The sequence below is a fragment of the Streptococcus ilei genome (assembly GCF_000479335.1).
Taxonomy (GTDB): domain Bacteria; phylum Bacillota; class Bacilli; order Lactobacillales; family Streptococcaceae; genus Streptococcus; species Streptococcus ilei.
In genome coordinates this window covers 272,364-296,418 of sequence record NC_022584.1, presented here as the reverse complement: position 1 = coordinate 296,418, position 24,055 = coordinate 272,364, and the positions used below count along the sequence as shown (strand labels likewise).

Here is a 24,055-nt window from a genome sequence, read left to right as displayed (position 1 = left end):
CTTCTCCTTCATGCTTATGAAATCACTTTCATCTTATAAAAATAAGGTTGAAATTGCAAGAATTTACAAGTCTTCATTCTCTTCACTGGAATAAACAACTTCAAAGAGACGTTGACGCAAACCTTCCTCTAAAGGTGTGATGATCTTCATCAACTGTTTCAAGTTCTTGGCTGTTGAACAGGCCACAAACAATTCATTCTTCCTATCGTAGGCCAGATTGGCTGATTTCAAGAGCTCAAACATCCGATCTTCTTTGGCAATAGGATGTGATCGCAGCTCACTCATCGCAATTTCCTGACTGTGATTGTCCACTAAGATAGGGGCTGTCTCAAAGGTATGGAGGAAGAACTGGTGCTGTCTCTTTTCAGGAAGGAAGGCTATATCACCTGTTAAATCCAGCCTAATCTTTCTTTCATCCCAATTGACAGTTAGGCGGGTTTCAACCTTGCTAGCTCCTTCTCCTTCAACGAGTACGAAGGAACGATTGTCACCTGGGAAGAGATGCCAGTCCAGCATTTCTGGAAGCTCTACCCCTGTCTGCGGTTGTGCATCCATAGGGATGATGGCTCCTGCACGCGCAAAGACCGGAATATCCTGGCTAGCTCTAAAGACTGTGAGTTTGCCTTTTCCTTCGTACTTCCAATCATGGAAGAAATCATACCATACTCCGTCTGGGAACCAAACACTCACAGAAGCACTATGAAAGACAGGATCCAGAGCCTCTGTAATTGGGGCCACCATGAGTTCACTACCAAAGAAATATTGATTTTTAGCCTCATAAGCATCTTCTTGGTTTGGATAATGGTAATAAAGGGGTTGAACCAAAGGCAGTCCTTCTTCATGCGTCGCCACATTCATGGTGTAAAGATAAGGTAGTAAGCTGTGGCGCAGGCGCAAATACCGCTTCATCAAGCGACAGGTCTCAGGCGAGTAAAACCACGGTTCCTTGCTGTTAAAGGCATTAAAAGAACTATGGAGACGATTGATCGGGCTGAAGACCCCAAACTGCAACCAGCGAAGAGCCAAGTCTTCATCATAGTAACCCCGCATATGGCCACCAATATCGTGACTCCACCACGTGTAGCCGATATTTGAAGCTGTGCTGGTAAAATAGGGTTGAAAGGCTAGGGATTCCCAAGTCACAATGGTATCCCCTGAAAAACCGATTGGATACCGGTGGCTTCCAGGTCCCCCATAACGTGATAAGATGAGACCAGCTTGACCTGTTCGACAATTGTCTAGATAATGATAGTGATTTAACAACCAAAGTGGATCCATCTTGCCATGACTTCCCTGTTGCCAATCAATCCACCAAAAGTCCACTCCTTGATCTTCTAAGGGATGGTGGACATCTTCGAAATAGGCTTCACGAAAGGCTGGACTATAAAAGTCAAAGCTGGCTACTTCTTCCTTTTCAGTATCGAGTCCCAAGCGATTTGCGACCATGGGATAAGCATCCTCAAAGGCTCGAATTCCGTCTGCCGGATGAACATTCAAGGTCACCTTTAAACCACGCTTATGCAAACCATGTAAGAAGGCAGCTGGATCAGGAATCAAGTCCCGGTTCCAACTATAGCCCGTCCAACCACTTCCAAAGCGAGCAGGAATATCCGTCTTGTGCCAGTCCATATCGATCACGCTGACAGCTAGAGGTACCCCTTCAGCCTTGAAACAATCCATCAAATCTGTGTATTCCTGACTGGTATAAGGCCAATACCGGCTCCACCAGTTTCCCAGAGCATATCGTGGCAAGAGGGGTGGTTGTCCCGTCAGATGGTAAAAATCTTTCAAGGCCCCTAGATAATCGCGCCCATAACCGAAGAAATACAAATCCACTTCTGGACATGACCGTGCTCTAAATCCGCTTTCGACATCATACAAATAAGAAGCAGAATCGTCCAAAAGAGCATAGCCTGCTTTGCTTAAAATCCCATCTTCCAACTCCATAGCTCCATCGACCTCATCGAGCGTCCGACTGGTCCCCTTTAAGGTCTCAGGCCGATCCCCATAGTGCCATCGGCTACCATAGACTGCATACTGGCCCTTGAGTTCGATAAAAAGCCGATCCGGTGCAAAAGGTCCCTTTTCAAAATGAAGGTGGAGATGCTCCGTATGCAGATCGAGGACCTCTTCGGTCTCTGTGATCTCACAAGAAACTGGTCCAAAATCTCTATCTTGCACAACTTGCGTCTGTCCATCCTCAAAAACACCATTCTCTGAATATTCCAAGCGCACCAAAGATTCCGTTAACACGGAGATTCGGTAGTGCTCTCCAACTATCACTGGTCCTGCCATTTGTTTTTTCTCCTCTTTTTATAAGGCATCTAACTTGCCCCTCTTTTCATCTACTTCGTTCTACTGTGTAAGCGTTTACGATTTTACTATAGCACTCAAAAAAAGGCCTGTCAACACTTGACAAAGCCTTTCCTAAAATTTTATAAGATCAACTTCCCCAATTGATCAAGAGATTCTTGACGACCTTGAGGACGGACGTTAGGTGAAATTATCCAGTGGATGATTTCAGCAATCCAGGAAGTTCCATGACTAAATCAAGATACAAAGGGCGTCTGCGGATAAAGTCAAAATAGGGAGCTGGACAGAAGCACTGTTGTATAGGATTGCTTCGTTGTCCTGCCCCCACAAGGCTAATTAGGATTCTTCCGAGCTAAAAGGTGAGAGAAGAATTCAATCAGCTACTGTGTCTTGGATTTAGTACTAATGTATTTTGCGCTTTTGACACGGTCCGCAGCCCGTGTTCAATTAGTTTTAAGCCACTTCGCTTTTTAATTTATAGTCTTAAAACTCCCGAGTGTTTGAAACAATCATGTTTCAAACACTTTTCTCACAGCGGATTGTCGAGCAAGACGCAGTGGTTGAGTGGGCTCTACTACGCTGATTTCATCAGCTTTTACAGCCCTACTCAACTGTGCGGAGGTGGGACGACGAAATCGAATTCTAACGAATGACCGATTTCTGTCCCACTCTCTCTATTATGATTGACTATTCTTCTTCCACCAAACGTTTAAACTCCGTTTGAATTTCTGTATTTTCTGTTGGTTTTAAGTACATGACTCCACCATTAGTCGTCGGTGAATGAAAGACAATCGTTTCTCCTGTATTGGTTATCGCAAAGAAGTAACTATGAACATCCGGGTATTTATCCCAATTGCTATAACGCTCTACAATTCGGTACTGGGCATTACCGAGACCTGTATCCGTATACTCGGCATTCATTTTCTCACTTGGTCCATCATCCCTAAGTGTATAGAGATGGTCAGCCCCCACATCTCCTCCTGCGATCCCCTTTTGGTAATTGGGTTGACCAAGTCTTTCCCCCCAGTTCCATTAAATTTCTCCGATATCCTCCTGCTCTAACAAACAAAGAGACCTTCATAACAAAACACCCCAAAAGTTAGTTTTTCTGTCTAACTTTTTGGGGTGCAGAACCGCTTAGAATATTAAAACATTATTTTTCGACCATACCACTGTTAATGAGACTTTCTTTCGTCACAGAATAACTAACTGTACTGTCATTTAGAGGATTAAAGCCTGGAACGATTTCTTTTAGCTTTTGCAAATCGATTTTCGTGTAATCAATTGTATTGTAGATATAGAAGATACCGTCTTTGTATTCGGAAGTTAGTTCAAATCCATGCCCCATCAGATCTTTGAATTTTTCTTGGCTTATGGCAACGGCTTCTTTCATTTCTTCAAGAGGATTATCTCCATCCATTTTTGAAATATTATAATCATCAACCTTTTCTTGTACTAATAAAGTATCTCCCTTGTAATACAAGGTTACGGTTGACTTACCTGCTTCATCACTCGTTTCAAGGACTGTTTTTTGAGCACCTGCTCTTGAGTCCTCTTCTTTAACCTCATCAGTTGATGAATCTTTGGTCTTTGTTTTAGTTGATGAATCTTTGGTCTTTGCTTTAGTTGATGATTCAGTTGTCGCTTTCGTCGTCGCTTTAGTGGACGTTTGAGCGGTAGATTTTGGGTTCTCTTTTGGCGCACAAGCAACTAAGAGAAGACCAGCTGACAATAAGATGGCTACTGTTTTTACAGTTTTATTCATTTTGAATCCCTCACTATTTTATGATGTTTAAGGAAATGACTGACGTCTGAAACAAGTCATTTGGCAAGAACAACTCTAGATATAGATGTTATAAGAAAACCCTCAAAAATGATATTCGCAGTCCCCTCCTTATCGATCATTGTAACCATCTGGGTGGCTGGAATGCCATGCCCAGGCTGTTTGGATGATGGTTTCGATATTGTCAAATTTTGGTTGCCATCCGAGGATCGCACGCGCCTTCTCAGAAGATGCGATCAGGGTATCTGGATCTCCTGGTCTGCGGTCTGCAATCTCAAGTGGAATCGGATGTCCCGTCACCTTGCGGGCTACTTCAACGATTTGAAGATTAGAAAATCCTGTCGATGAGCCCAGATTAAAGGCGGTAGATGGATTGCCATTACGCAGATACTCCACAGCTAGTAGATGGGCATCAGCTAAATCAAATGGATGGACGTAGTCCCGAACATTGGTGCCATCTGGTGTATTGTAGTCATCTCCAAAAATGGCGATCTTTTCACGTTTGCCTTGGGCCACTTGTAAGACGATTGGCAGGAGATGGGTCTCTGGTCCATGGTCTTCGCCAATGGATCCATCTGGTTTGGCACCAGCCACATTAAAGTAACGAAGGGGGACATACTTGATACCATAGGCTTGATCGGCCCAGCGCATAATGGTTTCCATCATGAGCTTGCTTTCGCCATAGGGATTAATCGGTTTTTGCGGAGTGGTTTCAAGGATCGGAATTTCTTCTGGAATGCCGTAGGTGGCTGCGGTTGAAGAAAAGACGATGTAGTGAACCCCACATTCCTGCATGACTTCCAAGAGTTTGACCATGCCCGCCGTATTGTTGTCAAAATATTTCAATGGATCTGCCATGGATTCAGCGACTAGGGAATAGGCCGCAAAGTGGATGACGGCGTCAATATCTGCATGTTCCTTAAAAACAGTGCGCATGAAGTCTTGATCCGCCAGGTCTCCTTGGTAAAAGACGGCATCTGGATGCACCGCTGCGCGGTGGCCTGTGACCAGGCTATCCACCACCACGACTTTTTCCTGTCCTTCATTGACCAAGCGGTCTACCATGTGGGAACCGATATAGCCAGCTCCTCCGAGTACGAGTATTGCCATTTGTTTTCCTTTCGCTTCTTTGTCTTCTATCTTATTGTACCAAATTTCCCCGTCTTCTCCATACTTAAAGTGTCGCGACAAAGCGTCTAAAGGCTGCTTGCCCTTCTGCTGTCCGCTTGTAGACACCCGCATCTTCTAGCACCCGCGCAAAGATTTGGCCGACCGATTCACGGACAATGGCCTCAGCCTCTGCTTCTTCTGTAATGGGTGGGTGAGTGGCTTTCAAGTCAGCTGCCCAGTCCTGGTGGTAATTGACTACAGTGCTCTCTTGTTCAAGCAGATAGTCTTGGACCTGCTTGAGCTCTTTCTTAAGCCGAGGAGGCAAGATAGCCAAGCCCATGACTTCGATCAGACCGATATTTTCTTTTTTGATGTGTTGCACATCCGCATGTGGGTGGTAAATGCCATCTGGATGCTCTGGTGAGGTTTGGTTGTCACGGAGCACCAAGTCCAGTTCATAATGCCCATCACGGATTCGTGCAATGGGGGTAATGGTATGATGGGGTTGACCGTCGGATGTGGCTAAGACTTGAACGGCTGGATCCGAGTAACCTCTCCAGGTCTTTAGGATATGGTCCGCCAGGTCAATCAATTGCGCCTTATCATCTGATTGCAAACGAAGCACGGACATGGGCCAGTTGACAATCCCTACCGATACAGCCTCAAAGCCCTCAATGCTAAAGCTAGCCTCAACAGAAGCCAGCTCCATAGGGAAGGTATGTCGTCCCCCTTGGTAATGGTCATGAGTCAGGATGGATCCCCCTACAATGGGTAGATCTGCATTGGACCCTGCAAAATAGCCTGGAAAAGTCTCTACAATGGTCAAAAGTCGCTCAAAGGTTTTGCGGCTAATGGCCATAGGAACGTGTTGGCTATCGAGGAAAATGCAGTGTTCATTGAAGTAGGCATAAGGGGAATACTGGAAGCCCCAGTCATGACCGTCCATATCAAAACGAATGATCCGATGATTGGCACGGGCAGGATGATCTAGGCGACCTTGATAACCTTCATTTTCAAAACACAATTGGCAGGCTGGATAATGACTGGCTTTCGCAAGTTTAGCCGCTGCAATGTCTTTAGGATCTTTTTCAGGTTTTGACAGATTGATGGTGATTTCAAGAGAACCGTAGGGAGTTTCTGCCTCAAAGGCGATATTTTGCGCAATGGCCTTTACTTTGATGTAGTCGTTGCGCTTCGAAAGGGCATAGAAATCAGCAATCGCGTCCTCCTTGGAATGACGGTAAGTCTCCCAGAAATGATGGTTGACCTGACTAGGACTGGGGGTGATCCAATCCATCAACTCCGCACCCAAGCTGTCCTTTGCGGCCATGCTATCTTGGATCTTGCTATTGGCAACAGCGATCTCCACCAGCTGCTCTTTGAGTGCGATCACATCTGAGTTATGAACTGGTGCGTCTAGCCCTTCTTCTCCGATGCGACTCATGACACGATTTTTTAGATAGATCCGATCCATCTCTTGGTAGTCACTTACCGCAATAACAGCTGTGACAAATGCATCTAATACCTGTTCTGTCATCCTATCTCCTTTTTAATCGAGCACCCGTGTTCCTGCCGCAACCTCTGCAATATAGAAGCTTGGCGCATAGCCAACGACTTCCTCATAACGTTTGCCGACAGCTTCTTCAAAAGCTTCAACCTTGTCTTTGTTGACGAGGGCGATGGCGCAACCACCAAAGCCTGCTCCGGTCATACGAGCTCCTAAGACGCCGTCTTGTTCCCAGGCTGTATGCACCAAGGTATCCAATTCTAAACCAGTCACTTCGTAATCATGCTCCAAAGATACGTGAGAAGCATTCATAAGACGGCCAAAGCCTTCCAAATCACCTGCCTCAAGCGCCTTACGAGCTTGGAGGGTCCGTTGGTTTTCAAGTACTGCATGGCGAGCTCGTTTGATGCGATTGTCATCTTTGATCAGGTAGCTGTAAGCATCAAATGACCAGAGATCTAATTCCCCTAAGGTTTGGATATCTAATTTTTCTTGGAGTTCAGAGACGGCTGTTTCACATTCTGCACGGCGTTCATTATATTTTGAATCCGCTAATTCCCGGCGTTTGTTGGTATTCATGATGACCACGACATTGTCTTTGAGATCAAGTGGTACCAGATCATATTCTAGGCTATTGGTATCTAGATAAATAGCCCGTTGATCTGCTCCCATACCGATGGCAAATTGGTCCATGATCCCAGAGTTGACTCCGATGAAGTGATTTTCGGTTTGTTTCCCGATCTTGACCAGATCGAGACGATCTAACTGAAGATCAAATAGTTTCTCAGCGATGACGCCAATTAAGAGCTCAAGGGAAGCTGAAGAGGAAAGGCCTGATCCATTTGGAATATTTCCGTAAACATAGACATCCATTCCGCTATCAATGACATGACCAGCTTCTTGTAAGAAATGAAGCACGCCTTTTGGATAGTTGGTCCAGTTGTGCTCTTTTTCAAAATGAAGATTCTCCAGTGGGACTTCAATAATCCCCTTGTCTTCAAAATTGCCTGAGAAGAAACGCAAGACCTTGTCTTCGCGCTTTCTTGCAGCCCCGTAAGTACCAAGCGTAATGGCTGCCGGGAAGACATGTCCTCCATTATAGTCCGTATGTTCACCGATCAGATTGATCCGTCCTGGTGAAAAGAAGGTATGATCAGCCTTCTCGCCAAAGACAGCCTGAAACTTTTCTTGTAGAGATTGAGACGTGATTGATGTAGTCATGAGAAACTCCTTTAGTTCTTTGTAAACGTTTTTATACCTGTATTATATACGAATAGAAGTAAAAATTCAAGTATTTTTAGTAAAATTTTATTTAATTTTTATTTTGACTTTAAAAAGCATACAATAGAGGTTTTTGTCCTGTTTCAATTCCTATTTATTTCTCCCTATTTCAAGTTAATCTTAGTGAATTTTTACTAAAAAATCTCAATTGGGAGATCACCCAATTGAGATACTAAATCCCTTAATTTTTCTTTCTCGGATAGACAAAAGATCCAAGGAAGGTTAAAAGGCTGACACCCATGAGGGATAGAAGTTTTTCTGTTTGACCCGTCTTTGGCAATACCGATGATGCAGGGCTTGCTGAAATGGTGGCAGGAGCCTGATCCGTGTCATGTGACACAGAAATCGGAGTGACTTGTGGACCATCAAGAGGGCTTGTTTTTTCTTGCTTGCTAACAAGGACCTGTGTTCCCGTCTTTCCAACCTCTACTGGTTTTGTTTGATGAGCTGGATCTAGAGCTGGTGGAGTTGGATCTTGGGCTTCTGGTGTCGGTAATGGAGCAGGTGCTGGATAAAAGAGACCATGACCAATGCGGTAGGCGTACTCTGTTTCCGACAGTTTTCCATCTACAATTTTTGGAATATCAACTGGTAAGGTACCTACGTGTTCCTTGCCATTGAAGATGACTTCCACTCCTGCAGGAATATTTGGACCAAAGGCATTGTCTGGTCTGAGGGATTCCGTTGGATCCATTCCCTTATTTCCATAGACTGCTAAAATGGCTTTCGCCGCTGGATAGTTGGCTACATCATAAGGTTTGGAGATCGAAAGGATAGCTGCCTTCTTCTGCTTGGTATTGGCATATTGGATGATCTCTGTTGGGATCTTAGTCCGCCAGAAATCTTTATCCAGTTGCCCCTCATAACCGATCTCTGAAATAACCACGATATGGGTTGCTTTCTCTAGGTCTTCTTTTAGACTATCAAGGGTGGATGCTTTGGTGAAGTTCTTCGCCACAAAGGAGGTATCTTTTGGAAGCACCCCATCCGCTATTAAGCGACGCATGCCCAAATTTAGTCCAGGGACTTCATTTTCAAAAGCTCCTAAGAGTAAGACATGATCCCCTTTTTGGACCTTAAATGGCAAGGTATTGTCTTCATTTTTGACAACCGTCACCGCTGCTGCCGCAATCTTGCGTTCCAAATCACGATTCAGATTGGATCCGACTGTTTCTTCTGCTTTTTCAGGCGTCCGAGCACTTGGATCAAAATTTAGGACCCCACGTTTTTCTTTGAGGGTGAGGATCCGACGAACGGACTCATTTAAACGTTCTTCTGAGATGTCACCCGTTTGCACTGCACGAACTACTTCATCAACAATGGTATCAATTTTGGTCAAATCAGTTTTACTGCGAAGGGTTGTTGGCATCAAGACCAGGTCAACTCCTGCTTTGATCGCCATTTTCACAGCTTCAACCTCACCGAAGTTCTTAGCGATAGCGTCCATTCCCATAGCATCGGAGACAATCACACCCTTATAGCCGTATTTCTTCCGTACCAAGCCTGTTAAAATATCATCTGAAAGTGTCGCTGGAACATAGATTTTCTCACCGGTTTCCTTTGACACAACCTGATCCTTTTCAATTTGTGGGTATTGGATATGAGCCGTCATCAAGAGGTCTACACCTGCATCCATGGCTTTCTTAAATGGAAGGAGTTCTAATTTTTCAAGTTCGGCAAGAGATTTATCCACCAAGGGGAGTCCTGTATGCGAATCAACCGCTGTATCTCCATGACCTGGGAAATGCTTAGCAGCTACGGCCACATTGTAGTCCTGAATTCCCTTCATCATTGGAATTCCTAAGTAAGCAACACGGTTTGGATCAGAGGAGAAGGAACGAAGCCCAATGACAGGGTTTTGTGGATTATTATTCGTATCCAATACAGGTGCGAAATCAACATTCAAACCTAAGGCAGAAAGTTCTCGACCGATAATCTGACCAGCTTCTGTCGCTAACTTGGGATCATTGGTAGCTCCAATGGCCATATTTCCAGGGAGAGCTGTACCGCTACCCAATCGATAGACGATACCCCCTTCTTGGTCGATCGCTAACAATAGCGGAATCTTCCCATTATTGGCCTTGTTTTCAATGGCCGCCTTTTGCATATCTTGTGTCAGTGCAAGTGTTTGTTTGGTTTCTTTCACATTCTCAGCAAATAAAATGACGCCACCAAAGTCATACTTATCAATCGCCTCTGCCACTTCAGCATTGACCTTCGTGAGATCTTGTGGCGACTCCTGGCCTGCCTCCTGCCACTTACGGAAGTCTGGCATAATCATTTGAGTAACCTTTTGCTTGAGAGGCATGTCTTCCAACAGTTTTTCCACTTCAGGCGATGCTGTCTCCCTTGTTGTTTCTGTTGGCGAGGCAGCAGGGACTGCTTCACGGTCAGTCGCAGCCGGTGTCTCAGTTTCCCCTCCCTGATTTTCAGTGGAGGTTTCTGGAGTTGGAGAAGCCACAACCTCTTCTACTGTTGCTGCCGGTTCATTGACCTGATCCGGTGTTTGAGCTGTGTCTGCCTTTGCTGTTTGGACCGATAATAGAGCAAAAGCCGTTAATAGGGCCGCAGATGGATACATGATTTTTTTCATAAAGCGACCTCCTTTCCTCATGGATATTGTACCATGATTTTATAGTTGTGTAAACGGTTACATATTCTAAACTTAAAAAAGGATAAGCGTTTCTTCACTTATCCTTATCTAGTTTCTTATTTTTTAAAATACGATTTCTTGACCGTTTTCTGTCACTTGGTAAGTGCCATCAGCGAGATTGATTCGGGCTCTTGCTGTGACAGTCTGGTCTTTGTTTTGACGAGTGATGACAATGGTATGTTCATCAGGTGTTTCCACCTCGATCCTTCCTTCTAAGTCAAAAGCTGAGGAATGGTTCCGGAAGCTAAAGAGCTTGAGAAGAGATTGTACGACTGGACGCTCTACTTCTTGAGCAATTTCTTCATTGCTGTAGTAATGACGGTTGATATTGCGTCCTTCTTTTGTGTTTTCTAAGAGTTCCAAATCATTCTTTCCAGCTAAAAATCCAACATAATAAACTTGTGGAATGCCTGGCGCAAAGGCTTGAATCAAACGGGCTAGGAAATACTTGCGATCGTCATCTCCAAGGGCTGAATAATAAGTTGAGTTGATTTGGTAGATGTCCAAGTTATTGTATTCTGCTGTTGAATATTTGCGTTTAACATTCGCTCCTACCTTGTAGAGCTCATTTGAAGCATAGTCAATCTCTTCATCTGTCAAGATATCCTTGACATCGACCACCCCAATTCCGTCATGAGTGTCGAGTGTCGTGAATTGCTTCATCGGACTCATCTTCAACCACTTAGCAAGGCGTTCCACTTTTGAGCTATAGAGGGTATAGAGGGTCACCATTGGAAGGGCAAAGTCATAGACATAATAGCCGTGATCGGCAATCTTAAACTGGATGGAATAGTGCTCATGGATCTCTGGCAGGAGCTCAGCTCCATAACTGGCTGCCATATCGCGCACCTTGTCCAGCAAGTCCCAAATATCTGGCTCCACAAAGAAATCATTGGTGTCTAATTTCTTGACCGCATAGGCAAAAGCATCTAAACGAATGAGATCACAGCCATTGCTTGCCAGGTGTTCGATGGTCTTGCGGATAAAGTCCATGGTCACTTCCTTGGTCACGTCTAGGTCAATCTGCTCTTCACCGAAGGTATTCCAGAGATGCTCAGTCGTCCCATCCGCAAAGGTAATTTCTTGCTTAGGAGCTCGGTCTTTGCGCTTGTAAATCAAATCGACATCTGCTTGAGTTGGACGATTCTCCGGCCAGAACTTATCCCAGTTGAGAAAGAGATCTTTGTAATCACTTTGGTCGTGCTTTTCTTGGTAGTCCTTGTAGTATTTAGACTGACGGGAAATGTGATTGATCATAAAGTCAAACATGAGGTAATACTTGTCGCCCAGCCGTTTGACATCTTCCCAATCCCCAAAGGCTGGATCCACTTGATCGTAGTCCACAGGCGCAAAGCCTCGGTCTCCTGTAGATGGGAAAAATGGCAAGAGGTGAACCCCTCCTACTGCATCCCCAAAGTGTTTCTCCAGATTTTCATAGAGGTCCTTGAGGTTATTTCCCAAGCTGTCTGAGTACGTAATTAACATGGTCTTGTTTTGAATTGGCATAATGGTTTCCTTTTTCTTATTTGAAAACCAAGTCTAAGAAGACCTGGCTTTCCTGAGAATATCTATTTTAAGAATGACTTTTTAAGATACGAGGGATACGATTTAAATCAGCAAGCTGAATCGTCCCTTTGTATCCGGAATTGAACACGGGACTAATTTCTTAGGAAAAAAGATAAATCTTCTTGTGTGCAAGCACACTACGTCGATTTCCTATTTTTCTACAGAAATTTTCAGCAAGCTGAATCGTCCCTTTGTATCTTATTTCACTGCACCGTTGCTCATTCCTGCAATGATATGGCGTTGGAAGAAGAGATAGACAATGGTGATACTGATAATGCCGACCACGTAAGAGGCAAAGCTTGGTCCGTAGTCGTTGAAATATTGGCCTGCGTAGTTGTATTGGAACAAAGGCAAGGTCCACATTTTGGAATCCCGGTTCAAGACAAGGAGTGGCAACATGAAGTCATTCCAGAACCAAAGGGCATTGATGATCATGGTTGTCGCATGCATGGGTTTCATCATTGGGAAGATGATGCGGAAATAGGTTGTAAATTTATTCGCACCATCGATCTCTGCTGCTTCATCCAAACTTTCTGGAATAGAGATCTTGATATAGCCCACATAGAGAAAGAGAGTCTGTGGAATCGCATAGGTCAAGTAGAGCAAAATCAACCCAAAGGTGTTGGCCAAACCGAGCTTGCTCATCATGACGGTAATCGGGATCATGATTACTTGGAAGGGTACGAAGATACCAAGGATTAAGAGGGTATACATGATGGTAAAGGCTTTTCTCTTACTCATATTACGAGCAATGGAGTAGGCTGCCATAGGGATACAGATCATCACAGCAAGAAGGGACAAGACAGTGATGACAACTGAGTTCCAGTAATAGCCTCCGATACCATCAGCCAAGAGGCGACTAAAATTGTCCCATGTGAAGTTGGTTGGAAAAACAAAGAAATTATCTACAATATCCTTAGTTGGTTTGAAGGAACTAAAGAGGGTGGCAAGGAGCGGTACTAAAATCAGAACCGATCCTAGAATCAATAGAATGTATTTGCCAATCAAGGCTTTTCTTTCATCTTGTTTCATCGTGCTTCTCCTCTTAAATTTCAAATTTCTTAGATACTCTCAATTGGATGATCGAAATCACTACAATCAAGAAGAACAAGATTACGGCAATGGCATTGGCATAACCGAATTGGTTGTTTTTAAAGGCGTAATTATAAACCAAGAGCCCAAGTGAAGTTGTGGCATTGTTTGGACCACCACCGGTCATGGCAAAGACTTGGTCAAAGGCGGTCAACCCACCTTTTAGGGCTAGGATAAAGACCATAGAGACACTTGGTAGCAAGTAAGGCAATTCAATGTTCCAGAAGACTTGCTTACTAGTCGCGCCATCGATCCTTGCTGCTTCTGTAATCTCAGTTGGAATGGATTGCAAACCAGCTAGGAAGATGATGATGGGCATGGCCACCCCTTGCCAAAGAAGGACAAAGACAGCCGCAAAGATGGCTCCCCACTTAGTCCCGAGAAGACTGGTTTGGAGAAACTCAATGTGAAGGGCATTCCCAATCGCTGGAAGACCATAGTTGAAGACTTGCTTGAAGATTAAAGCTACTGTCAAACCAGACAAAACAGCTGGGAAGAAGAACCAAGCACGGAAGAAGGTTTGTCCTTTGATTTTAGAGTTCAAGACACGCGCAATGAAGATCCCAAGAGCAATCTCCCCAACCACCATGGCAATCGTGATGATCACCGTAAAGCCAATGGCATTCATGAATTTTGGATCCATGAAGAGGAGCTTAAAGTTGTTTACGCCGACAAATTTGTAGTTATAAGTCAATCCTGTCCAGTTGGTAAAACTGTAAAAGGCTCCTTGAAACATCGGCACATAGAAGAAAATTGCTTGTAACAAGAGGGGGATGGCCACAAAAGCCCATGCCCAATATTTTTGTAATACTTTTTTCATAGTCTCTCTACTCCTAATCCACATCCGCTTTCATCGGATTAAAGAAGGCATTCAAATCATTGACCATTCCTTGTTTATCACCGGTCAAGACATAGTTCATGGTCAAGGTATGGAAGTCTGCTTCACTGGTCCAGTATTGTTGCAACCAGACCAAGTGACGATCCGTAAAGGCATATTTGGTCATACCAGCAAGCGGTGAATCTTCTCCTGCTTGTTTGACCCCTTCAATCGCTGTTGGAGATCCGTCCACATCGTAGTATTTTTGCATGACTTCTGGACGGGTCATGTATTCCACAAAGGCATTGGCTTCTTTTGGATGTTTGGTAGTGGCTGAGATAGACCATGCCAAGTCTCCCGCACCAACGGTTAAGCTTTGTCCTTTTTCTTTCCCTGGAATCATGAAGGTCCCAACCTTAAATGTCGGTTTTTGTTCATTAATCGCTGTGATTGCCCAAGACCCATTTGGTGTCATGAGGACATCCCCACGTGCGAAGGCTCCGATAACGTCTGTATAGCCGGCACCTTCCCAGTTCTTTTGCTTAGAACCATTAATGCGAAGGATATCCATGACCTTGATGTCATCTTTCATAATCGGATCAGACAATTTAATGGCATTTGGTTGAGAATAACGAAGGTACTGATTGGCTTCTTTCCCTCCACCTGTTGCTGTTGCAAAGGCTAATTGATTGTAACCATTGAGTGTCCAAGCATCTGCACCTGCAATTCCAAATGGTGTTTGTCCTTTAGCAACGATATCTTTTACTAATTGTTCAAATTCATCCCAGGTTTCCGGAACCTTCAAGCCCAGTTCTTCGAATTTATCCTTATTGTAATAGATGCCATAAGCATTAGCTGTGAAAGGAACGTTGTAAACTTTACCGTTCACTGCATATTTTTCAGCATAGCCATTTTTCACGCGTTTTAGATAGTCCTTGTTGCTCAAATCTTCAAAGACACCTGCTTTTGCCCATTCTTGCAGTTCGATGGACTGTGGGTAAATATTGACCACATCCGGCACATCTCCTGCCAGGACACGTGTCTTCAATACTTCACCAGCATTCGGTACATTGACGACTTTGACCTTGATCTTAGGATTTTCCTTTTCAAAATCACGAGCGATTTCTTCCAAGGTTTTGGTCATTTCTTTTTTCTGGTTGAAATACTCGATGGTCACTGTGCCATCCGCAGATTTACCATCGTTGGAGCAAGCACCGAGCCCAAACAAGGCTATGCCTGTAGTAGCAAGAAGTCCGATTTTTTTATACCATTTCATTTGGCTGTCTCCTTTTATTTTTTGACAAAAACATATTGTTTAGAGAGAAAATCTCCCTGGGGAAGAACGACGGTTAAGCCCGCATACATGAGCTCGGCTCCTGAATAGACTTGGTTCGTCCCTTCTAAGCTATAGAGCGCCTCTTCTTCCAATCCTTTGAGTTTCAAGGTCGGCTCGATCTCTTCAACTGTTGATAAGACCCTTACATAGGTTACAACCGTGCGGTCTTGATAAGTAAACTGGACAGCTGCTTGATTGGCACCTTGACTAGGGTTCATTAAGCGGTAGTGTTGTCCGAATTGGACAACTGGTCGAATTGTTTTGTAGTGAGCGACTTGAGCACTGATGGTAGCCAACTCTTCTTGAGAAAGGCTGGTCAGATCCAATTCATAGCCAAGATTTCCCATCATGGCCACATGCCCACGCGTTTCAAGCGGTGTGATCCGCCCCATCTGATGATTTGGCACAGCTGATACGTGAGCCCCCATGGAAATGGTTGGATAGAGATAGCTAGATCCATACTGGATGGGAAGTCTGGCCATGGCATCCGTATTGTCACTCGCCCAGACCTGTGGGAAGTAACGCAACATACCAAGGTCATTACGACCACCACCACCGGAGCAAGACTCAAAGAGAACCTGGTCGTATTTCTCCGTCAAGTAGGAAACCACTTCATAGAGACCCAAGATATACGCATGAGATTGCGTCTTGGTTTCAAGGTAGGTTTTCCCATTTCCAAGCTTGGTGATATTGCGGTTCATGTCCCATTTGATATAGTCGATTTCATGGTTTCCAAGTAAGTCATCCAAGACCTGCTTGATATAGTCCACTACTTCTCTATTTGAGAAATCGAGTACCAGTTGATTCCGTGAATAGGTGTGTTCGTAGCCTGGGACTTGAATAGCCCAGTCCGGATGAGCCCGATAGAGGTCACTATCAACAGAAATCATTTCCGGCTCCACCCAAAGGCCAAATTGTAGTCCCTTGTCATGGATACCCTGGATCAATTCTGCTAGGCTTCCTCCTAATTTTTCTTCATTGACGGTCCAGTCACCGAGGGCCCGATTGTCATCATACCGATTGCCAAACCAGCCATCATCAAGAACGAAGAGTTCAATCCCCACTTTTTGAGCTTCATCTGCTAGCTCCAATAATTTGTCTTTTTTGAAATCAAAGTAGGTTGCTTCCCAGTTATTGATGAGGATCGGACGTTCTTTATAAGCAAACGGAGCTGGAATAATATGGTTTTGAACAAACGCTTGGCTCTCTTGGCTAAGACCGGTCAATCCCTGATGGGAGTATGTGATCATGGCCACTGGGGTATCAAAGCTCTGATCTGGTGCCAATTCCCAGGCGAAGTTTTCAGGATTGATCCCTAGTCCAACCCGAACTTCATTGAGTTGATTTTTCTGAACAAAAGCTTCAAAATTTCCACTGTAGAGTAGTTGGAAGGCAAGAGCAGAACCCGCATCTTCTGTCACTTCATGATCAGCAAGAATCAGAGCCGGGGTCTGGGCGTGTCCTGAAGCACCACGGTTAGAGCTGATGGAGAAGATTCCTTGCTCCACTTGCTGACGGCGGACTGTTTTTTCTCTCGCATAGGCTCCTTGTAGAGTGAGGATGTCGTAGTCACCGGCAGGCAGATCGGCCAACACACTAAGAGCCTTGTGAATCACAACCGTTTCGTCACTACAGTTTTCAATCTTTGCGAAACTTGTGATTGTTGCCCGATCCTCGTAAGCGGTGTAGTAGAGAGTCAACCGCAGGGCCGCTTGATCATCTTCAAAGACCAGGGCCAAGGTTTCAGCTTTGTCTACCGAGTGAGGGTTAGGAAGACCGCTCGCCTCGACACTGCCAGAATAGATGTTTGCTCCAACATAGAGGAAATCGGTTACCTCTGTAGTACCGTGCTGGATCTGAATCGACGGCTTTCGAAAATCTCCAAGTCCGTGCTGTCCCAAGATTTGTCGCTGGCTATCCAAGCTAAAGGTCCGATTGTCAGGTGTTGGATTTCCAGAGAAAGCATGGTCCTTCTCATACACGGTATTGGAAAAATGATAGGACGGAATTGGTCGTCCCAAATGCTTGAGCATCAGATAGCCATCACGATTTTCAAGGATGAGACTAAATCCCTTACTCTCTATATAGAACAAATTCTGCTCAATGCGAATTGCCATATCTTCCTCCCATTGGTTCCTGCAAAATATCACTATGTGTTTTTAAATGCAGTTCCAATATCTTTCTTTTTTCACATGTCTTTATTTTACGTGATGTAAACGCTTTCGAAAATAGAATTTTGTTGGGCATATATGGTAAAATGTTAGGTAGGAGGTTCAGCCATGTTAGTCTTTTCTGAATACCAAACCGACACTATTGACCTAGCCCTTGATTTTTATGGCTACGAAGATTGCCCAAAGAATTACGAATTCGGACCTAGCGTCCGCGACAATTTTGTTCTACATTTTATCACCAAGGGAAAAGGTGTCTTTCATATCAATAAAAAAGAAATCCACTTAGAAGCTGGAGATCTCTTCCTTCTCCCTAAAAATAAAGTGACCTACTACCAGGCAGACGCCGAAGATCCTTGGTCCTATTACTGGATTGGCATCAGTGGCACCAAAGTGAGTGATTTCATGCATTTTTCAACCCTGCATGAAAAAGGCTTTCTAAAGAAAACAGAGGTGGACACAGAGAGAATTGGCCAGTTTATGGAGCAGATTGTCCACAAGTCTGAGGCATCTAAGATGACCTCACACTACCAACTCCACCTTCTCTCTCAGATTTATGAATTGCTCTTTCTCATCAGTGAAGTGGCTCCTGATATCCATCGGAGCCATCCATCTCCAACTTATCAACTCTACCTGACCTGCAAGCATGTGATTGAGACGCATTACAATAAAGATCATTTGAGTATTCAAGAGATCGCTGATGACCTCAATGTCCATCGCTCCTACCTAACAACTGTTTTCAAGGAATTTCACCAGATCTCTCCCAAGGAATTCTTGCACTCGGTCCGCATGCAACGTGCCCAGCAGTTACTGACCAATACAGACGAAAGCATCAAGATTGTTGCCTACTCCGTTGGCTTTTCAGACCCCCTTTATTTTTCAAAGGCTTTTAAGTCCTATAGCCAACTAACCCCTAGCCAATATCGAAGTAAACATAAAATTTAGTAAAAATTTATTTCTTTTTACTAGTATTTAGAGTATACTGGAAGTAGAAATCAATAAAGGATGAACCATGGCAACGATTAAAGACATTGCAGAAAAAGCAGGCGTTTCTCAGGCAACGGTCTCTCGCGTCCTCAACCAAGATCAAAACCTTTCCGTTAGTGATGCAACTCGGAAACTGATCTTCGAAACGGCTGAGAAACTCCATTACCAAAAGAAACATCGAAAAAATAACCCTCTTCAAAGCAAACGCTACCGGATTGCTATTTTAGAATGGGTGACTGAAGAGGAAGAGTTAGAGGATCTTTATTACTACTCTATTCGAGTTGGGATTGAAAAACAAGCCCAAGAACTCGGGCATGATATCTTCCGTGTCTTTAACTTAGAAGATTGGGGACCTCTTGAAAAAGCTGATGGAATTATCGCTCTAGGTAAATTTAGCCCAGAAACTATCCGTCAACTTGAATCCTATCAGAAAAGACTCGTCTTTGTGGACTCTAATACTTTAGTATATGGCCATACCTGTGTCATGACAGATTTTGAAACATCCGTCTACCAAGCGTTAGCTTACTTGATAGAATCTGGTCACAACCAGATTGGTCTTCTTGTTGGACAAGAAACGACCGCTGATAATCGTCCTCTTCAAACAGATCCCCGTTACATGAGTTTTAAGCATTATCTAGAAGAGAAAGAACTCTATCAACCCGATTATATCCGAGTGGGGCACTTCTCAAGTGACTCTGGCTATGATATGATGAAAGAATTGATTGATGAATTGGGAAATCGACTTCCGTCAGCCTTTTTCATGGCCAGCGATGCCTTGGCTGTTGGGGCTCTCCGTGCCCTTCAAGAAGCCAGTATTCCTGTTCCAGATCGGGTCAGTCTCATCTCCTTTAATGATACCTCGATTGCTAAGCATGTCTATCCGCCACTTTCTACCGTCACTGTCTACACAGAAGAAATGGGGAAACAGGCTATTCACAGTCTCTTACAAGACCTTCAAAGAGGAGATTCAGGTATTCCAACTATGCATACTCTGGCCACTCGTCTTACCATCCGTGAAAGCACACGTTAAGAAGCTATGAAAACACACGAAATTTTATACCAAACCTTAGCCCAAGCTCAAGATTATGTCAATGGCGAGCAACTAGCCCAAGAAATGGGACTGTCTCGCACATCAATCTGGAAGGCCATTCAGCGTTTAGAAAAAGAAGGCATCGAAATTGAGTCCATCAAAAATCGAGGCTATAAGATCCTTTCTGGAGATCTCCTAATCCCCCAAGTTATCGAGGAGCATTGTCCTCTAACAGTCTCCTATAATCCCCAGTGCCAATCCACTCAGCTGGATGCCAAGAACGCCATGGAAGCTGGGGGACACTCCTCTACTCTGTATCTGGCTCCTTACCAAATGGCTGGAAAGGGACGTTTTGGGCGTGACTACTTCAGTCCTTCTCAAGGGGGTATCTACATGTCCCTCCACCTCAAGCCCAACCTCCCCTTTGATCAAGCTCCCGCCTATACCCTCATGGTCGCAGCTGCTATCTACAAGGCCCTGAAAAATCTGGCCTTATTGGATATCGATATCAAGTGGGTCAATGACATCTACTACAAGGGGAAAAAAGTTGGTGGCATTCTGACTGAAGCCATCAGCTCCATCGAAACAGGCCTCATCACAGATGTTATCATTGGTATCGGCCTTAATTTTGCCATCACCAATTTCCCTACGGAACTGAAGGACAAGGCTGGTTCCCTCTTTGACTCCCAGCCTCCCATTACTCGCAATGAACTGATTGCTGAGATTTGGAAAGAATTTTTCAATAGTCCAGAAGAGGAGCTGATCTACCTCTACAAGCAACGCTCACTAGTTCTAGGTAAAGAAGTCCGCTTCGAACAAAATCAGACTAGCTACCAAGGGCTAGCCAAGGATATTTCGGACAGTGGACAACTACTAGTCCAACTGACGGACGGCAAAGAACGCTGGCTCAACAGTGGCGAAATCTCCCTCAAGCAGTGGGATCTATAAAATAGACCAACAGCTCAAAAAAGAGTCTGGGAAACAACGCTTTCTCAGACTCTTTTGTGTGAAGACAGATCAAAACTTTTTAAACCAATTCTTGATATACTCTAAGCATATATCCAGTAAGAATTTGATAAATAATAATACAATTCCAATCTTCACAAACATGTAATATTTAAATGTGTCATCAAATGAATGCACACGGATCGGAAAGGTGAAGATATTAGACGGATTGATAAGAAAATATAGTGAGATACAAATAGATAAAACCAACGCCACTATAAAAATTTTTTTATGTAATTGCATTTTTTACGTTACCCTTTCTTGTTTTACAACATTAGATACCAATCAACAATTATATATAGCCTTATTAATTCTTTTAATCCCCTTTCTAACAGGCTATTTTAATAGTTTTTATACCTTAATCGTATACCAATTTCAAAAAAATTCAAGTCTGTTTTTCTAATCATTTTTATGATATAATAATAAAGTTGGAAGGGTAAACAAAAACTAATCAACTATGCTAGTAAACTGTATAAAATTAACTTTTTAGATAGCACCATGATATACTTAAGGTGCTTAAAAATTTAAGAATTGTATGCATAAAGAAAACACACCTGGTGTGTACTGAGCCAAAAAAGTTAGACCATTCATTTACACAAAGGATTTAGTTCTGTATTGCACAGGACTAAGTCCTTTTTTTAGAAAGCAGACAAATTCCTAATTACATAAAGTAGTCAGCTGACTCTTCAAAAAAATGACGGCTATTTTTTGAATTCGTTAAGTAAATCTAAAACTTTCCGCTGTGGGAAAAGTGCTTGAAACGCTTTTGTTTCAAGCACTCGGGAGTTTTGGGAGTAAAACAGTTCGGGGAACTGTTTTAGCCTAAGCCTAGAAATATAAAAGCGAAGGGGTCCAAAACTAAGTCATGGAACTTCTTCGAAGTTCGCTGACGTCCGTACTCACCTAAGGAAAGTTTTTAAGTAGACTTTATATTTTATTTAAAATAAAATAAGCACCAGTCGGTGCTTATTTTTTATACTTATCTCGTTTTTTCTGATTAAGCTGTTGATCGATACTTTCGACCAACTTTCCTAAGATATAGCTGACTTGTAAATTTCTCAATATCAAAAGAGCCCAAAAGATAGCTGCCAGGTAGCTTTCTCTCATCACAGCATCATTAAAAAAATAGGTTTCTAAGGCTGTAAAGATAGCCATAGTCCAAAATTGACGTTTATTCATATTGTTATTCTACCATGATTTTCTGGAAAAAGCACATCCTAGTCTTCCTGAACGGTAATTTTATCAGAGAGGAAATCGAAGCCCTCCGGAATGACTGACTCTTCTGCCACTTCTGCCTCTTCCTTGTGACCACGAGCTTTCTTAGAGAATTCCGCCCGAACCTGGGTCCATTCCTCCATTGAAATAGCCAGAATCTCCGGAGAGAAACCTGCCGCATTGCTTAAAATATTGCCAAACATGGTATTGAGGTTATCTCGCTTCATGGTCTGTTCGGCATTAAAGTCAGACTCAAAAGCTAAAATCGCATGGCGTTCATTGGCCGCAACCGGCTGTGAACCAACCAGTAAAGCCCTATCTGCCCCTGCTAGGCTTTCAATAATTTCCCCCCAAGCATTCTGTAGGCGAATGAGATTGTTACGGGCTAAATCTGGATTTTCAACTGCTTCTTGTAAGATAGCTTGAAGCTTATTGCGGTCCACTCGATAGCCCTTGCTAGACTTCTGAGGACGAGTAGGGCTTGATTTAGCTGCAGGAGCCCCACTCGCTACTTGAGCTAACTGATTCTTCAGAGACTCGACTTCTCTTTTGAGCTGATCTACTTGTGCTGAAAAATCTGCTGGAAGAGCCACTTGGCTAGCCGAAGGGCCCTCACCCTTGTATTCTGCCAAACGAATGGTCATCATCTCCGTATAGATTTTCGGCTGCAGGCTGTTTTTGATATCCGCTAAACTCCTTGTCGCAAGATCAATCCAAGCAAAGAGGGTTGCTTGCGGTATGGCTAGATTCTGATTAAATCGCTCACTGACATGGAGATTTTCCCCACCTGTCTGAACGATCAAGAGATTCCGTAAATACTGCAAGAGGTCCGTCACAAAGCGGGCCATGTTTTTCCCATTATCAAAGATCAGGTTCAACTGGTCCAAGGCAGCTGTTGCATCTTGTGCTGACAAGGCTGTAACATAGAGATCTAAAGCTTCTTGACTAATGGAGCCTGTAATTTCTTCTGCCATCTCAGTGGTCAATTGGGCACCAGCTGTCAGGCTGAGGGCCTGGTCCAAAATGGACAAAGCATCCCGCATCCCACCTTCTGCCCGACGGGCAATAATGGCTACAGCTTCTTCTTCGTAATCAATCCCTTCTTTCTCCAAAACAGCTTTTAGGTGGTCTTGAATGGCTGGCGTCTTGATGGATTTGAACTCAAAACGTTGAACCCGCGAAAGGATGGTTGCTGGAATCTTATGCAATTCCGTTGTCGCTAAAATAAAGACCACATTTTCTGTCGGTTCTTCCAAGGTCTTGAGAAGGGCGTTAAAGGCTCCCGTCGAGAGCATGTGGACCTCGTCAATGATATAGACCTTATGAGGGGCCAGGCTAGGCGCATAGGTGGATTTATCGCGGATATCACGGATCTCATCTACCCCATTATTAGAGGCGGCGTCAATCTCGATGACATCCTCTAAACTGCCATTGGTAATGGCTTCACAGATATAACATTCGTTACAAGGCTCTCCCCCTGTTTGATTGGGGCAGTTCATGGCCTTGGCAAAGATTTTTGCCACACTGGTCTTCCCTGTCCCACGAGGGCCAGAAAAGAGATAGGCATGGCTAATTTTTCCCTGTTCGACAGCTTGTCGTAGGGTCGTCGCAATAACCTCCTGCCCTACAAGCTGGCCAAAGGTCTGGCTTCGGTATTTACGATAGAGGGCTTGATACATTAGTTTACTACTCCAAACATCCTAAAATTCCAATTCATTTTTTCAAGCAAGATAGCTACAAAACGTTCCAAATAAAGGCGATCTAGATCGTCATAATCTCCCACCCGATCCGAATCTAAATCCAACACACCCAGTAACTGGTCATTCAAGACCATGGGAACCACAATCTCACTCATGGCCCGACTGTCACAAGAGATATAATTGGCATGCTGGGTCACATCCTCAATTACCAGCGTCTCTCTTTTCTCTGCTGCTTCTCCACAAACACCTTTTCCTAAGGCAATGTGGACACAGGAAACCTGACCTTGAAAGGGGCCTAAAATCAGCTCTTTTTGATCATAAAGATAAAAACCTGCAAAGACCGAATGTGGTAGGGCTTGATTGAGCAAAGCACTGGCATTGGATAAATTGGCCAAGGCATTGCTCTCTCCTTCTAAAAGAGCTTCTAACTGGGATAGTAAGAGTTTATAATTTGATTCTTTTTCTTGCGTATTCATAACCTTTATTATACCA

Annotated in this window: 17 protein-coding genes and 1 pseudogene; 3 read left to right on the top strand and 15 right to left on the bottom strand. The window is 43.9% G+C overall.

Features of this window, described 5'->3' with window-relative positions; genetic code table 11:
- Positions 1-63: 63 nt before the first annotated feature.
- The 12 genes and pseudogenes from N596_RS01510 to N596_RS01455 form a co-directional block, all read right to left on the bottom strand.
- Positions 64-2,295 (bottom strand): glycoside hydrolase family 31 protein, encoded by a 2,232-nt coding sequence (locus N596_RS01510; protein ID WP_023026684.1) that lies wholly within the window; start codon positions 2,293-2,295, stop codon positions 64-66.
- Positions 2,296-3,000: 705 nt separating this feature from the next.
- A pseudogene (locus tag N596_RS01505) lies at positions 3,001-3,339 on the bottom strand (DUF4767 domain-containing protein); the annotation flags it as partial.
- Positions 3,340-3,466: 127 nt separating this feature from the next.
- Entirely contained in the window at positions 3,467-4,078 is a 612-nt protein-coding gene (locus N596_RS01500; protein WP_023026682.1) for a DUF1307 domain-containing protein, read from the bottom strand.
- 129 nt (positions 4,079-4,207) lie between these two features.
- Entirely contained in the window at positions 4,208-5,206 is a 999-nt protein-coding gene (gene galE / locus N596_RS01495) for a UDP-glucose 4-epimerase GalE (RefSeq protein ID WP_023026681.1), read from the bottom strand.
- Between the two features lie 64 nt (positions 5,207-5,270).
- A complete protein-coding gene (gene galT, locus N596_RS01490) occupies positions 5,271-6,743 on the bottom strand; it encodes a UDP-glucose--hexose-1-phosphate uridylyltransferase (protein WP_023026680.1) in 1,473 nt (490 codons plus the stop codon).
- A 12-nt stretch (positions 6,744-6,755) separates the two neighbouring features.
- Positions 6,756-7,934, bottom strand: coding sequence for a galactokinase (locus tag N596_RS01485; protein WP_023022891.1), 1,179 nt, complete (start codon positions 7,932-7,934; stop codon positions 6,756-6,758).
- Positions 7,935-8,175: 241 nt separating this feature from the next.
- Positions 8,176-10,587 carry a glycoside hydrolase family 3 protein gene (locus tag N596_RS01480; protein ID WP_023026679.1) on the bottom strand — a complete coding sequence of 804 codons (2,412 nt, stop codon included), beginning with the start codon at positions 10,585-10,587 and terminating at the stop codon, positions 8,176-8,178.
- 123 nt (positions 10,588-10,710) lie between these two features.
- Complete coding sequence (gene gtfA / locus N596_RS01475; protein WP_023022887.1) at positions 10,711-12,153, bottom strand: sucrose phosphorylase; 1,443 nt, start codon at positions 12,151-12,153, stop codon at positions 10,711-10,713.
- A 258-nt stretch (positions 12,154-12,411) separates the two neighbouring features.
- Complete coding sequence (locus N596_RS01470; RefSeq protein WP_023026678.1) at positions 12,412-13,245, bottom strand: carbohydrate ABC transporter permease; 834 nt, start codon at positions 13,243-13,245, stop codon at positions 12,412-12,414.
- A gap of 13 nt (positions 13,246-13,258) precedes the next feature.
- On the bottom strand, positions 13,259-14,125 hold the full coding sequence (locus N596_RS01465; protein WP_042361038.1) for a carbohydrate ABC transporter permease: 867 nt from the start codon (positions 14,123-14,125) through the stop codon (positions 13,259-13,261).
- Positions 14,126-14,138: 13 nt separating this feature from the next.
- The gene (locus tag N596_RS01460) at positions 14,139-15,398 is read right to left on the bottom strand and encodes a sugar ABC transporter substrate-binding protein (RefSeq protein ID WP_023026676.1); all 1,260 of its coding nucleotides are present in this window, start codon (positions 15,396-15,398) and stop codon (positions 14,139-14,141) included.
- A gap of 14 nt (positions 15,399-15,412) precedes the next feature.
- Positions 15,413-17,575: an alpha-galactosidase gene (locus tag N596_RS01455; protein WP_023026675.1), complete on the bottom strand. Its 2,163-nt coding sequence runs from the start codon at positions 17,573-17,575 to the stop codon at positions 15,413-15,415.
- A gap of 162 nt (positions 17,576-17,737) precedes the next feature.
- Here N596_RS01455 and N596_RS01450 point away from each other — a divergent pair, with 162 nt between their 5' ends.
- The 3 genes from N596_RS01450 to birA all read left to right on the top strand — a co-directional run bounded on the left by N596_RS01450 (position 17,738) and on the right by birA (position 20,591).
- Positions 17,738-18,571, top strand: a complete 834-nt coding sequence (locus tag N596_RS01450) for an AraC family transcriptional regulator (RefSeq protein ID WP_023026674.1) — start codon at positions 17,738-17,740, stop codon at positions 18,569-18,571.
- A 67-nt stretch (positions 18,572-18,638) separates the two neighbouring features.
- The gene (locus N596_RS01445) at positions 18,639-19,643 is read left to right on the top strand and encodes a LacI family DNA-binding transcriptional regulator (RefSeq protein ID WP_023026673.1); all 1,005 of its coding nucleotides are present in this window, start codon (positions 18,639-18,641) and stop codon (positions 19,641-19,643) included.
- 6 nt (positions 19,644-19,649) lie between these two features.
- Positions 19,650-20,591 carry a bifunctional biotin--[acetyl-CoA-carboxylase] ligase/biotin operon repressor BirA gene (gene birA, locus N596_RS01440; RefSeq protein WP_023026672.1) on the top strand — a complete coding sequence of 314 codons (942 nt, stop codon included), beginning with the start codon at positions 19,650-19,652 and terminating at the stop codon, positions 20,589-20,591.
- Positions 20,592-21,614: 1,023 nt separating this feature from the next.
- Here birA and N596_RS01435 read toward each other — a convergent pair.
- Genes N596_RS01435 through msrC form a run of 3 tightly spaced genes read right to left on the bottom strand, consistent with a single transcriptional unit; the run spans position 21,615 to position 24,039 of the window.
- Entirely contained in the window at positions 21,615-21,827 is a 213-nt protein-coding gene (locus N596_RS01435; protein WP_006596552.1) for a DUF3272 family protein, read from the bottom strand.
- 38 nt (positions 21,828-21,865) lie between these two features.
- Positions 21,866-23,542 (bottom strand): DNA polymerase III subunit gamma/tau, encoded by a 1,677-nt coding sequence (gene dnaX / locus N596_RS01430; protein WP_023026670.1) that lies wholly within the window; start codon positions 23,540-23,542, stop codon positions 21,866-21,868.
- A complete protein-coding gene (gene msrC / locus N596_RS01425; protein ID WP_023026669.1) occupies positions 23,542-24,039 on the bottom strand; it encodes a free L-methionine (R)-S-oxide reductase MsrC in 498 nt (165 codons plus the stop codon). Before msrC ends, dnaX begins: the two co-directional genes overlap by 1 nt.
- Between the last annotated feature and the right edge of the window lie 16 nt (positions 24,040-24,055).